Annotated in this window: 10 protein-coding genes and 1 riboswitch; of the genes, 7 read left to right on the plus strand and 3 right to left on the minus strand. The window is 64.3% G+C overall.

Going from position 1 to position 12,846, the window contains the following annotated elements; genetic code table 11:
* Positions 1-50 precede the first annotated feature (50 nt).
* Positions 51-171: riboswitch (SAM riboswitch) on the minus strand.
* A 139-nt stretch (positions 172-310) separates the two neighbouring features.
* From XCC_RS14810 to XCC_RS14825, 4 genes are all read left to right on the plus strand, one after another.
* A complete protein-coding gene (locus XCC_RS14810) occupies positions 311-1,201 on the plus strand; it encodes a M23 family metallopeptidase (protein WP_011037983.1) in 891 nt (296 codons plus the stop codon).
* A 115-nt stretch (positions 1,202-1,316) separates the two neighbouring features.
* Entirely contained in the window at positions 1,317-2,921 is a 1,605-nt protein-coding gene (locus XCC_RS14815) for a peptide chain release factor 3 (RefSeq protein WP_011037984.1), read from the plus strand.
* A gap of 75 nt (positions 2,922-2,996) precedes the next feature.
* A complete protein-coding gene (gene trhA / locus XCC_RS14820; protein WP_011037985.1) occupies positions 2,997-3,641 on the plus strand; it encodes a PAQR family membrane homeostasis protein TrhA in 645 nt (214 codons plus the stop codon).
* 42 nt (positions 3,642-3,683) lie between these two features.
* Positions 3,684-5,648 (plus strand): AsmA family protein, encoded by a 1,965-nt coding sequence (locus tag XCC_RS14825; RefSeq protein WP_043877883.1) that lies wholly within the window; start codon positions 3,684-3,686, stop codon positions 5,646-5,648.
* 9 nt (positions 5,649-5,657) lie between these two features.
* On the opposite strand, the gene XCC_RS14830 is transcribed toward XCC_RS14825, so the two are convergent.
* From XCC_RS14830 to mtgA, 3 genes are read right to left on the minus strand one after another with little or no spacing between them, the layout of a single operon-like run.
* Positions 5,658-6,086, minus strand: a complete 429-nt coding sequence (locus XCC_RS14830) for a CBS domain-containing protein (RefSeq protein ID WP_011037987.1) — start codon at positions 6,084-6,086, stop codon at positions 5,658-5,660.
* Positions 6,046-7,089: a glycosyltransferase family 2 protein gene (locus XCC_RS14835; protein ID WP_011037988.1), complete on the minus strand. Its 1,044-nt coding sequence runs from the start codon at positions 7,087-7,089 to the stop codon at positions 6,046-6,048. The genes XCC_RS14830 and XCC_RS14835 overlap by 41 nt, the downstream gene beginning before the upstream one ends.
* A gap of 11 nt (positions 7,090-7,100) precedes the next feature.
* Positions 7,101-7,841: a monofunctional biosynthetic peptidoglycan transglycosylase gene (gene mtgA, locus XCC_RS14840; protein ID WP_011037989.1), complete on the minus strand. Its 741-nt coding sequence runs from the start codon at positions 7,839-7,841 to the stop codon at positions 7,101-7,103.
* Between the two features lie 72 nt (positions 7,842-7,913).
* Here mtgA and XCC_RS14845 point away from each other — a divergent pair, with 72 nt between their 5' ends.
* The 3 genes from XCC_RS14845 to XCC_RS14855 all read left to right on the plus strand — a co-directional run bounded on the left by XCC_RS14845 (position 7,914) and on the right by XCC_RS14855 (position 12,807).
* Positions 7,914-8,804 carry an Hsp33 family molecular chaperone HslO gene (locus XCC_RS14845; protein ID WP_011037990.1) on the plus strand — a complete coding sequence of 297 codons (891 nt, stop codon included), beginning with the start codon at positions 7,914-7,916 and terminating at the stop codon, positions 8,802-8,804.
* 155 nt (positions 8,805-8,959) lie between these two features.
* Complete coding sequence (locus XCC_RS14850) at positions 8,960-9,793, plus strand: hypothetical protein (RefSeq protein ID WP_016944143.1); 834 nt, start codon at positions 8,960-8,962, stop codon at positions 9,791-9,793.
* Positions 9,794-10,035: 242 nt separating this feature from the next.
* Entirely contained in the window at positions 10,036-12,807 is a 2,772-nt protein-coding gene (locus XCC_RS14855; protein ID WP_019237424.1) for a TonB-dependent receptor, read from the plus strand.
* Positions 12,808-12,846 lie beyond the last annotated feature (39 nt).

Below are 12,846 nucleotides of genomic sequence, written 5' to 3' on the forward strand. Positions count from 1 at the left end.
GCCATCGAGCTTCGCGGGAGCTCGCGTTCGACGTGCAGAGGGCACGATTCGAACCATCTTTCGGCGGACGCGGAGGTCCCCGCAGGATTTGGCACCAAACGCGGGCGCTTGCGCGCTCCGCTGGCTGCCCCGGCATCAAAGGGCCTGTCCCTCCGCCGGTCTCGATGGTGAGGCTACGATGCCACCGCCTTTTTGCGATGTCAATCTCTTCATGCGGATGGAAAGATATATTTTCATCCGATACCACCTGGCCGTGATGGACCGCATACTTGCGCCCCTCTCGCCCGACCTCGACTGCAGTCGCTCGCCCATGCTTCGTGCCGCCGTTTCCGCCGTCATCCTGCTGTTGTGCATCCCCGCGGCACCGGTCGCCGCGCAGCAGCGCTGGCATTGGCCCGGCGCAGCGGCAGTGGGCGCAACGCCACCTGCAAGTGCGTCGCAACGCGCCGAAACCGCCGCCGCGCCGGGCCCGGCCCTGCAGCTCGAATGGCAGGCACCGGTGTATCTGGCCTGGGCCGTCAATCCGCTGGACGGACCGGCCGAAGTGCGCCTGAGCGCACCGCCCAGCGCCGACTACCGCGCCGTGCCGCAGCTTCCGTTGGTGCAGTCGCTGGGCGCGCGCGAACGGCGCCTGCTGGCCCGCGTGTATCCGGTCAGCCAGCGCAGGACACTGGACGGGCTCGGCCTGCGGCTGGAGGTGGTGCCCGGCGACCCGCAGGCGCAACTGCAGGAAGCGCGCTACCAGCTGCCGTTCCGCGACGTGCCGATCCAGGTGGACCAGGGCTATGGCGGCCAGTACAGCCACAGCGACGATCCCAACTGGTATGCCATCGACTTCGCCCTACCCGCCAATACCCCGGTGCTGGCTGCCCGCGACGGCGTGGTCATGGAAATCCAGCAAGGCGCCGAGGAGGCCGGCCCGCATGGGCCGGACGCCGGCGGCGGCAACCTGGTGCGCCTGCTGCACGCCGACGGCAGCATGGCCATCTACGCCCATCTGGCTCCGGCGGGCGTGCTGGTGCACCCCGGCCAGCGCGTGCGCAGCGGCGAGCGGCTCGGCAGCGCCGGCAGCACCGGCTTCAGCACCGCGCCGCACCTGCATTTCGCGGTGCAACGCAATGTCGGCCTGCGGCTGATCTCGCTGCCATTCCGGATGAGCGGCCCACAAGGCGAGCTGCACTTCCCCTCGCCCGCGCCCTGACGCGTGCCGCCAGCGCCAGCCAGGCGCCCTGGGCTACCGCTGGCCGGCGCACCGAAGCCGCTATAATCACCGGCTTCCTCAGTTTCCACAGGCGTCCGACCGGGCGCGCCCCCTCATGTCCGAAGTCTCCAACGAAGCCGCGCGCCGCCGCACCTTCGCCATTATTTCCCATCCAGACGCCGGCAAGACCACGCTGACCGAAAAGCTGCTGCTGTTCGGCGGCGCGATCCAGATGGCCGGCTCGGTGAAGGGACGCAAGGCTGCCCGCCACGCCACCTCGGACTGGATGGCGCTGGAAAAAGAGCGCGGCATCTCGGTGACCTCCTCGGTGATGCAGTTCCCGTACGAGGACAAGATCGTCAACCTGCTCGACACCCCCGGCCACGCCGACTTCGGCGAGGACACCTATCGCGTGCTGACCGCGGTGGACTCGGCGCTGATGGTGATCGACGTGGCCAAGGGCGTGGAAGAACGCACCATCAAGTTGATGGAAGTCTGCCGCCTGCGCGACACCCCCATCATGACCTTCATCAACAAGCTCGATCGCGAAGGCAAGAACCCGATCGACCTGCTGGACGAAGTGGAAACGGTGCTGGGCATCCAGTGCGCCCCGGTCACCTGGCCGATCGGCATGGGCCAGCGCCTGAAGGGTGTGGTGCATCTGATCACCGGCGAGGTGCACCTGTACGAGCAGGGCCGCAACTTCACCCGTCAGGACTCCACCATTTTTCCCTCGCTCGATGCACCGGGTCTTGCCGAAAAGATTGGCACGCAGATGCTGGACGAACTGCGCGAGGAGCTGGAACTGGTGCAAGGCGCCAGCAATCCGTTCGACCTGGATGCCTACCGCGCCGGGCAGCAGACGCCGGTGTTCTTCGGCTCGGGCGTCAACAACTTCGGCGTGCAGCCGTTGCTGGATTTCTTCGTCGAGCACGCACCGCCGCCGCAGGCACGCGATACCACCGGCCGCCGGGTCGAAGCGGTCGAGCCCAAGTTGAGCGGCTTCGTGTTCAAGATCCAGGCCAACATGGACCCGCAGCACCGCGACCGCGTGGCGTTCATGCGCGTGTGCTCGGGCAAGTTCACCGCCGGCATGAAGGCATTGCACGTGCGCAGCGGCAAGGACGTGAAGCTGGCCAACGCGCTGACCTTCATGGCCTCCGATCGCGAGATCGCCGCCGAAGCGTGGCCGGGCGATGTGATCGGCATCCACAACCACGGCACCATCTCCATCGGCGATACCTTCACCGAAGGCGAATCGCTGTCGTTCACCGGCATTCCCAACTTCGCGCCGGAATTGTTCCGCCGCGCACGCCTGCGCGACCCGCTCAAGCTCAAGCAGTTGCAGAAGGGCCTGGCACAATTGTCCGAAGAAGGCGCCACGCAGTTCTTCCGCCCGCTGATGAGCAACGACTTGATCCTCGGCGCGGTCGGTGTGCTGCAGTTCGACGTGGTGGCCTACCGGCTCAAGGACGAGTACGGCGTGGATGCGATCTTCGAACCGGTGAGCGTCACCACCGCACGCTGGGTGCACTGCGACAACCCCAAGAAGTTGGAAGAATTCCGCGAGAAGAACGCCGGCAATCTGGGCATCGATGCGGCCGGGCAACTGGTGTATCTCGCACCCACCCGGGTCAACCTGCAACTGGCCCAGGAACGCGCGCCGGACGTGCGCTTTTCCGCAACGCGCGAACACGCCTACGCCACGGCGGTCGATTGACCGCCACTTGAATCGCCACAAGCCAGCGCCACCGCTGGCGATGCGATTTGCGCGCGGTTACGGTACCTTTTGGGCATGAATGCAGATGCCCCCCCCTCCACCGACCTGCGCGATGAAATCGCCAGTGCGGTGACCCACGGCCTGGGCGCGATCGCCGCACTGGCCGGTGGCTCGGTCCTGATCACCCTGGCCGCGATCTACGGCGATGGCTGGCAGCTGGCCACCACCATCGTTTTCAGTGCCACGCTGATCCTGCTGTATGTCGCATCCACGCTGTTCCATGCCATCCCGCACGTGGGTGCCAAGGCCCGCCTGCAGGTGCTCGATCACTGCGCGATCTATCTGCTCATTGCAGGCACCTACACGCCGTTTATGCTGATCAACCTGCGTGGGCCATGGGGCTGGAGCCTGTTCGCTGCGATCTGGACCATTGCCGCAGCGGGCGTGATCTTCAAGCTGTTTTTCACCGGCCGCTTCCGGCTGTTGTCGACCATCCTTTACCTGGCAATGGGCTGGCTGATCATCGTGGCGATCAAGCCGCTGCTGGCGGCGGTCGACACCTGGTCTCTATGCTGGCTGCTCGCCGGCGGGCTCTTCTATACGTTGGGCACCTACTTCTACCAACGCGACACGCAGCGCTATTTCCACGCCATCTGGCATCTGTTCGTGCTCGCCGGCAGCGCTTGCCACTTTGTGGCGGTGACCGCGCAAATCGTGTGACCGATGGCGCGTTCGCGCGCCGTGCACGAGGCTTCGCCAACCATGGGTCGGGTGACTACCCCGACAGCTTCCATCGCCGCCCGCCCTTCCCGCCAACCACGCCGACGCCGCTGGTTGATCGGCACCGGCATCGTGCTGGCACTGATCGTGATCCTGGTGCTGGTGTTCGACTGGAACTGGTTGCGCGGCCCGGTGGAGCGCGCAGTCAGCGCCAAGACGGGGCGCGAATTCCACCTGGGCCATCTGGATGTGGATCTGGGCCGCATCGTCACCGTGCGCGGTGAGCAGCTGAGCCTGGGCAATGCTGCATGGTCCAAACGCGGCCCCATGGCGCAGATGCGCTCAGCCGAAATCGATGTCGAATTCTGGCCATTGCTGCGCGGCAAGGTGCGCCTGCCGGAGATCCGGCTGGAGCACACCAAGGTGGTACTGGAAGCCGGCGACGATACCCACCCCGGCAACTGGGTGTTCGAGACCAGCGGTGGCGATGGCACCCTGCCGCGATTGGGCCGGTTGCTGGTGCAGGACGGCCGGCTGCAGTACATCGATGCGGCCAACAAGTCTGACGTGGACGTCGCCATCAACAGCCTGGCACCACCGCGCAGCGATCAGCGCGCCGCGCCGATCGGCATCGACGGCAAGGGTCGCTGGAAGGCGTATCCCTTCACGCTCAAAGGCAATACCGCCTCGCCGCTGGAGCTGAGCCAGACCGAGCACCCGTTCCGGATCGACCTGCGCGGCAGTGCCGGGGCCACCCGCACCCACGTGCGCGGCACGCTGACCAATCCGTTTCAGTTCCAGGTGTTCGACCTGCAGATGGCATTGAGCGGCCAGGACATGGAGGACCTGTATCCGCTAACCGGCGTGGCGATTCCCTCCACCCCGCCGTACACGCTGGATGGCCACCTGCGCCGCAACGGCGATATCTGGCGCTACGAAGATTTCACCGGCAAGGCCGGCGATAGCGATCTCTCAGGCACCGCCGAAGTGGATCTGCGCAACAAGCGCCCCTTCCTGCGCGCCGATCTGGCCTCCAAACGCCTGGATTTCGACGACCTCGCCGGGTTTGTCGGTGCACCGCCCAAGACCGGCGCCAACGAATCGGCTAACGCCGAGCAAAAGAAGCGGGCAGCGCAATTGGCCGCCGACACCCGCGTACTGCCCGACACGCCCTATGACCTGTCCAAATTGCGGGCGATGGATGCGCAGGTGCGCTGGCGCGCGCAGCGCATCAATACACCGTCATGGCCGCTGGACGACATGGATGCATCGCTGCGCTTGAAGGATGGATTGCTGCAGCTGGATCCACTCAATTTCGGCGTGGCGGGCGGCGATATCCGCTCCACCATCCGCATGGACGCACGCAACCCGGTGATTTCCACCCAGCTGCAGGCCGCGATTCGCGGTATCCGCCTGGACAAGCTGTTTCCCGATGCCACCCTGGCCAAGCAGGCGTCTGGCGCAATCGGTGGCGATCTGGATCTGAAAGGACGTGGCAACTCGATCGCCGCCATGCTCGGTACCGCCGACGGCTCGATCGGTGTGGGCATGGGCCGCGGTCACGTGGGCAACCTGATCATGGAACTGGCCGGCCTGGATATTGCCGAATCGCTGAAATACCTTGTCACCCGCGACCGGCAGATTCCGGTGCGCTGCATCTTCGGCGACTTCGGTGTGCGCGATGGCGTGATGCAATCGCGCGCGCTGGCCTTCGACAGCACCGACACCATCATCATCGGCGAAGGAAGTATCAGTTTGAAGGACGAGCAGCTGGATCTGCTGCTGCGCCCGCGCCCGAAAGATCGCAGCATCCTCAGTCTGCGCTCGCCGCTGCGGATCGGCGGGACCTTCAAGGACCCGTCGTTCCGCCCGGATTTCAAGGCGCTGGGCGTGCGTGGCGCCATCGCGGTTGCACTGGGCAGCATCGCCCCGCCCGCTGCCCTGCTGGCGACCTTCGAACCCGGGCCCGGCAAGGACAGCGATTGCGGCGGCAAGTACGCGCAGTAACGCCTCGCCTCAGCTGGCGATGTAGCGCTGCAACTGGTCGATATCGTGTTGCTGCGCTTCGATCACCGCCTTGACCAGATCGCCGATGGAAATCACGCCCTGCACGCGGCCGTTATCCACCACCGGTAGATGCCGGAAACGGCCATCGGTCATCAGCTGCATGCAGTGCTCGACCGAGTCTGCGGGCGACACCGTCACCACCGCGTGGCTCATGATCTCGGCCACACTGGTGCTGGACGAGGAACGGTCCCGCAACACCACCTTGCGCGCGTAATCCCGCTCGGACACGATGCCGACCAGGCGCTCGCCCTCCATCACCAACACCGCACCGATGCTCTTGTCGGCCATCAAACGGATGGCCTCGATCACCGCGGCGTCGGCCGCGACGGAAAACACCTCAACCTGCTTCATCCCCAACAGCTGCCGTACCGTTTGCATGGCCTGCTCCGCGATTGGACTGGTCGCCCGAGAATACTCCCGCCGCGCCGCGATACGTGTCGATCAGATACAGCGGCCGTTGCTTGGCCTCGTCGTACAGGCGCCCCAGGTACTCGCCGATCATGCCCAGCGCAATCAGCTGGATGCCGCCCAGGAACAGGATGATCGACATCATGGTCGGCCAGCCGGGCACCGGGTCGCCCATCAGCGCCGCCTTGACGATCACCCATCCACCGAACCCGAACGCCACCAGTGCCGTCAGCATGCCCAGGTAGGTGGCCGCGCGCAGCGGCACGGTGGAGAAGCTGGTGATGCCGTCCAGCGCGAAATTCCACAGCCGCCACACCGTGAACTTGCTGCGCCCCGACAGGCGCGGTGCGCGCCGGTACGGGAGCGCCACCTGGCGAAATCCCACCCAGCCAAACAGGCCTTTCATGAAACGATGGCGTTCGCGCAATTGCTGCAGCGCCTGCACCACCCGAGGCGAGAGCAGCCGGAAATCACCGGTGTCGGCAGGAATCGGCGTTCGCGACAATTGCCGGATCACCCGGTAGAACGCATGCGCGGCCGCACGCTTCAACCAGCTCTCGCCTTCGCGAAACACCCGCGTGCCAAAGATGTTGTCGTACCCGGCGCGCCACAACGCGACGAACTCGGGAATGAGCTCCGGCGGATCCTGGCCATCGGCGTCCAGCAGCACCACCGCGCCCGGCAGCACATGGTCCAGACCGGCCGAGATCGCCACTTCCTTGCCGAAATTACGCGACAACCGCACTGCACTGACCTGCGCATCGGCATCGGTGAGCGCCTGCAGCACCTGCCAGGTGTCGTCGGTGCTGCCATCGTCGACATACAGCACGTGCGTCTGCACGCCGCTCAGGCCAGCCAGGACACCCTGCAGGCGCGGGTGCAGCAACGGGATGCTGGTCGCCTCGTTGAAGGCGGCAATCACCACGGTCAGGCGTTCCGCAGTGAGCGGAGCGTTCTGATCGGCCGGCAGCATCGCGGTCGCGCTCATGGCGCCTGCAGATAGCCGGGGCCACCCAACTGGCGGGCCTGGCGCTGGATCCACGCAGTGCGGCGCTGCACATAGGCGCCGGGGCGGCGCGCGTCATAGCGGCGCGGCGATGGCAGTACCGCTGCAAGACGCGCCGATTCGGTCGGCGTCAGCCGCGACGCATCCTTGCCCCAGAATTGCCGCGCAGCTGCTTGCGCGCCATAAATTCCGTCGCCGAATTCGGCCACGTTCACGTACATCTCCAGGATGCGCTGCTTGGGCCAGAACAGCTCGATCAGCAGCGTGTACCAGGCCTCCAGCCCCTTGCGCACCCAACTGCGGCCTTGCCACAGGAACACGTTCTTGGCGACCTGCTGACTGATGGTGCTGGCGCCGCGCACGCGGCCACCGCGCGCGTTGTAATCGCGTGCCTTCTCGATCGCCTGTAGATCGAACCCATGGTGAGACGGAAACTGCTGGTCTTCGGCGGCCACCACCGAAATCGGCAGGCTGGGCGCGATCTCGTCGAGGTCGCGCCACTGATGGTGCAGCGAGAACCCCGCCTCGCCCTCGCCCCAGGCCTCCAGGTAGCGGCCCACCATCACCGTGCTGATGGGCGGGTCGATGATGCGCAGCGCCAACACCTGCAGCACGCTCGCTGCGGCGAACAGCAACGGTGCCGCCAGCACCCAGCGCAGCGAGCGCCGCGCCCGACGCGGTGGCCTGGCCTGCTTGTCATCCAATCCGTCCGTCCCCATTGTTCGCTACGACCTTCATCCCGATGCCTGCCGCATTATCCGGCACTGGCGTCCCTTACGTCCGACGCTCCCATGACCGATCACGATCAGCTTTCCCGTTTCCTGTTGCCTGCCGCCGGCGTGCGTGGCGTGCATGTGCGTCTGACCCAGGCCTGGCGCGACATCCAGGGCGCTGCCCACTACCCGCCATTTGCACGCCAGTTGCTTGGCGAAGCCGCAGTCGCGTCCGCGCTGTTCACCGGCCACACCAAGGTAGACGGCAGGCTGTCGGTGCAGTTGCGCGGCAATGACCGCCTACGCACGCTGTTTGCCGAATGCACCGCTGCCGGCACCTTGCGCGGCATCGTCCAGATCGCCGACGGTGCCGATGCGCCCACCGATCTGCGCGAGCTCGGCGACGACGCCCTGCTGGCCATCACCATCGAGAACCCCGGCCTGGACCCGCGCGAACCGCAGCGCTACCAGAGCCTGGTGGGCATGCAGGCGCCGGATCTGGCCGAAGCGTTCGAAACCTACTTCCTGCAGTCCGAGCAGCTGCCCACCCGCCTGCTGCTGGCCGCCGGGCCTGACCAGGCTGCGGGCCTGTTGCTGCAAAAGCTGCCCGGCGACGAAGGCGACACCGACGGCTGGACCCGCGTCGGCGCCCTGTTCGACACCCTGGGCGCCCCGGAACTGCTTTCGGTCGCCGGCGAAGACCTGCTGCATCGTCTATTCCATGAAGAAGCGCCCGAACTGGTGGGCAACAAGGCGCTAAGCTTCGGCTGTTCCTGCTCACGCGAGCGCGTCGCCGCAATGCTGCAGTCGCTGGGCGAAGACGAAGCGCGCGCGGCGGCGGAGCCGACTGGGGAAGTCGAGGTGCGGTGCGAGTTCTGCGGGCGTGAGTATCACTTCCCGTTGACCGAGCTGGACGTACTTTTCAGCGAGGCGCAGCCATCGCAGGATGCGCCGGAACGGTTGCAGTAGAGAGCATCTGGCAAGCGACGTTCTGGGGAGAGCGAGGACTTGTTAAATATTCATAAACACCCTAGCATCCTCACTGCCCGCTATCGGGAACTTAACACCTGCCTCTGGGTCTGAACTCTGGTATGCGACATCTTCTGCGCCTTCCGCTCGCTCTCTTGGTTGCCCTTGCGGCAGCCAGCGGCGTGCACGCGCAGTCGGCAGCCCAGATCCGTGAAAGCACCATCTTGCCGGTATGGAACAAAGGCAGCGGCAAGGTCGAAGCCTTCCTCTACCTGGAACCGACCGGCGAGCAGAAGGCCGGCGCACGCTGGCATTTCGGGCGTAATTCGCTCGATGCTGCGTTCGGCCTGACCTCCGGCGATTCGCTCGGCCTGCTGTGCAACAGCAGCCGCGGCACCAATATCAGCGGCCTTGCCAGCCATTGCCTGCTCGCAGGTATCGGCGATGACGAAGAAGACAGCGCGGCCGCCTCGCGCCGCGTGTCCGCCACGCTGGGCTTCAACCGCAACGGCGCACGCGCTGGCGTAACCGCGGGGACCGGCCGCGACACTCTGCCCTCCTGGCTGATCGGTGCCGGTAAGGCCCCACTGACCCGCGTCGAGCAGAACGATCTCACCGTCTTCGGCCAGAAGAACATCGGCCGCGAAGGCTTCGTGTCCATTGGTGGCACCTACGCCCGCGCCCGCCTGGTGCCGCTGGCCGACGTCTCGCCGGCCATTGCCGACCAATGGGACAGCAAGACCCTGAGCGTCGGCGGCGGCTACGGCGCCTTCAGCGCCAATGTCATCGGGCGCGTGGTCGACGTCCCCGGCCAGCCGGAAAAGTGGGAAGGCCTGGGCCTGGGCCTGACCTGGCGCACCCCCTGGAGCGGCCAGCTCACGGTCGGCGCGGAGAACGTCATTTCCCGCGGCAAGAACCCGTTTGCCCCGAACAACGAGAGCAACAGCGACGGGACCATCCCGTACGTCAGGTACGAGCAAGACCTGTAAGCCTCTGATTCAGAAAAAGAATTTAGCAACGCCACCGGTCACCAGCCGGTGGCGTTTTACGTTGTGGCCGACCGTTCGTCGCCCGATTTCACGTCTTTCTTCTTTTTCATTAACGGGACTTTAATTCCTGACGCAACGCATATACCATCGGTTCACCCTGACGTTTTGGATCCGCTTCTTCGGATCCCCCGCCGGGCCAACAAACCCTTGGCAGTACCCAAGATCACTTGGAGAGAGAGCTAATGAATTGCAAGTCCAACAAGCTGCGCGATGCAGTTGTCCTCGCGCTTGTCGTGGGCGTCGGCGGTACTGGTACCGCCATCGCTCAGGAAGCCGGTACCACCAACCTCGACAAGATCGAAGTCACCGGCTCGCGCATCAAGAGCGCAGACATTGAAACGTCGCAGCCCGTGCTGACGCTGACCCGTCAGGACATTGACAAGCAGGGTGTCACCTCTGTCGCGGATGTTTTGCAGCGTGTAGCGGCCAATGGCGCGGCTCTGAACCGTACGTTCAACAATGGTGGCGACGGCAGCTCGGGCATCGCGCTTCGTAACCTTGGCAGCGCACGCACCCTGGTGCTCGTCAATGGACGTCGCTGGACCACCGGCCTGGACGGCAGCGTCGACCTCAACACCATCCCGACCGCCATGGTCGAGCGCATCGACATCCTGAAGGATGGCGCCTCGACGATCTACGGCTCGGATGCGATCGCCGGCGTGGTGAATATCATCACCCGCAAGAACTTCGACGGCGCCGAAGCTGGCGTCAACGTTGGCCAGTACAGCGACGGTGATGGTCAGCGTCAGGCGTACGACTTTACGTTGGGCACAACCACCGATCGTGCGACTTTGATGGTTGGCGCTTCCTACGTGAAGGAAGATTCGGTGATGGCTGGCGATCGCGAGATTTCCGCCGGCGGCCCCCCGTTCTTCAGCGGCCAGAGCGGAACGGGTTTTCCCGGCTCGTATGTCCGCAATGGTTCGCGTCGTATCCTCATCAATGGTGTTGAAACGCCGTACGTTGCTAACGTGCACGGCTATAACACCGCACCGGACAACTACCTGCTGACTCCGCAGGAGCGCACCTCGCTGTTCACCCAGGGTAGCTTCAACTTCACGGACAACGTGACGTTCCGCACCGAGGCGATGTACAACGAGCGCAAGTCCGAGCAGCTGCTGGCCGCAATGCCGGTTACTGGCCTGACTCTCAGCGCAGATAGCCTCTACAACCCGTTTGATCAGAACCTGACCAGCGTCAACCGTCGCTTCATCGAAACCGGTGGCCGCTCGTTCAATCAGAACGTCAAGAACTGGCATTTCTACGGTGGCCTGGAAGGCTTCTTTGAATTTGCTGATCGCAGCTTCGATTGGGACGTGGGCTATCGCTACGACAAGTCCGACGAGAATGTTCTGACCTATGGTCTGTTCAACCTCGCCAACCTCAACAACGCTTATGGCCCTTCAGAACTGCGCAATGGTGTTCCGGTCTGCGTTTCGGGCCCGGGCGGCGACGTGATTCCGGGCTGCGTGCCCGTCAATCCGCTTGGACCGCGTGGCTCGATCACTCAGGACGCACTGGACTACACGAGCTTCACCGCGCATGACTCGTCCATGGTCGAGTCCAAGGGTTACACCGCCAACATCAGCGGCGAGCTCTTCACTCTGCCGGCCGGTCCCCTGGGTTTTGCAGCAGGCTATGAATACCGCAAGGAAAGCGGCCAGTTCGACCCCGACGCATTCATCGCAGCGGGCTTGAGCACAGGTAACGGCGCACGTCCTACCGCGGGCTCCTACAGCCTGGACGAGTTCTATCTCGAACTGTCGGTTCCGGTGCTGGCCGATCTGCCCGGCGCTCAGTTGCTCGACTTCAGCCTGGCGACCCGCTATTCCGATTACAGCAACTTCGGCGATACCGTGAACAACAAGTTCGGCTTCCGTTGGAAGCCTATCCAGGACTTGATGATCCGCGGTAACTACAGCGAAGGTTTCCGCGCTCCGAGCATCAACAATCTGTTCGCAGGCAACTCCGATTCGTTCGAAACCTATGCCGATCCATGCTCGAGCCAGTCCGGCCAGCTGAGCAACCCGGTCGTGGCGCAGAATTGTGCGGCAGCAGGCGTTCCTGCGAACTTTGTGCAGCCCGGTGCTGGCAACGGCGCCAAGCAGACACTCGAGCCCTTCACCTGGACGTCCAACGACCAGTTGCAGCCAGAAACGTCGACCAGCCGTACGCTGGGCATGGTCTTCAGCCCGAGCTTTGCGCAGGGCCTGAATGTCAGCCTGGATTGGTGGCAGATCGAGATCGAAAACGCCATCACGCGTCCGGAATCGCAGTTCATCCTGGACAAGTGCTACGGCGGCAGCGCAGGTGAGCAGGCCGAGTACTGCGCGCTTGTAACGCGTGATCCGAATTATGCGGATGGCGCTTACACCGTTACGAACATCAACATGCCGCTGCTGAATCTGGCTTCCTACAAGGTGGAAGGCTGGGATCTTGCCGTGAACTACCGCCTGCCGGAAACGGCGATCGGCCAGTTCACGATCAGCTGGGATTCGACCTATCTGTCCAGCTGGGAAACCAAGGCAACTGCGGATTCCGAGCTTGAGCAGTTCCAGGGCCGCTATTTGAATCAGGACCCTTACTGGCGCATCCGCTCCAATCTGTATGTCGACTGGTCGCTTGGCGACTTCGGCATCAACTGGGGCCTGCGCTATAAGTCCGGCATGGCAGAAGCTTGCCCGTTGTCGACGGCACTGGCGCAAGCATATTGCTCCGATCCTGACCGCGTCACGGCTGATGGCGCTGAGCCGCGCAATCACATCGGTGCCACGACGTACCACGACATCCAGGTTCGTTACAGCACTCCCTGGAATGCCACGGTTTCGGTTGGTCTGAACAATGCCTTCGACAAGGGTCCGCCCGTCGCTTACAGCACTTCGGCAAACCGCTTCGATCCGCAGTACGACGTCCCGGGCCGCTACATGTACATGCAGTACCGTCAGCGCTTCTGATAGTTCGAAGCTTCGGTAAGAAAAACTACGGCCCCATTT

Origin of the sequence: Xanthomonas campestris pv. campestris str. ATCC 33913, assembly GCF_000007145.1 — a bacterium.
Lineage (GTDB): Bacteria > Pseudomonadota > Gammaproteobacteria > Xanthomonadales > Xanthomonadaceae > Xanthomonas > Xanthomonas campestris.

Coding starts and splice junctions, on each gene's coding strand:
- XCC_RS14815 (WP_011037984.1), top strand. CDS start 1,317: ATGTCCGAAGTCTCCAACGAAGCCGCGCGCCGCCGCACCTTCGCCATT.
- XCC_RS14845 (WP_011037990.1), top strand. CDS start 7,914: ATGACCGATCACGATCAGCTTTCCCGTTTCCTGTTGCCTGCCGCCGGC.
- XCC_RS14825 (WP_043877883.1), top strand. CDS start 3,684: ATGGGTCGGGTGACTACCCCGACAGCTTCCATCGCCGCCCGCCCTTCC.
- XCC_RS14855 (WP_019237424.1), top strand. CDS start 10,036: ATGAATTGCAAGTCCAACAAGCTGCGCGATGCAGTTGTCCTCGCGCTT.
- XCC_RS14830 (WP_011037987.1), bottom strand. CDS start 6,086: ATGCAAACGGTACGGCAGCTGTTGGGGATGAAGCAGGTTGAGGTGTTT.
- XCC_RS14835 (WP_011037988.1), bottom strand. CDS start 7,089: ATGCTGCCGGCCGATCAGAACGCTCCGCTCACTGCGGAACGCCTGACC.
- XCC_RS14810 (WP_011037983.1), top strand. CDS start 311: ATGCTTCGTGCCGCCGTTTCCGCCGTCATCCTGCTGTTGTGCATCCCC.
- mtgA (WP_011037989.1), bottom strand. CDS start 7,841: ATGGGGACGGACGGATTGGATGACAAGCAGGCCAGGCCACCGCGTCGG.
- trhA (WP_011037985.1), top strand. CDS start 2,997: ATGAATGCAGATGCCCCCCCCTCCACCGACCTGCGCGATGAAATCGCC.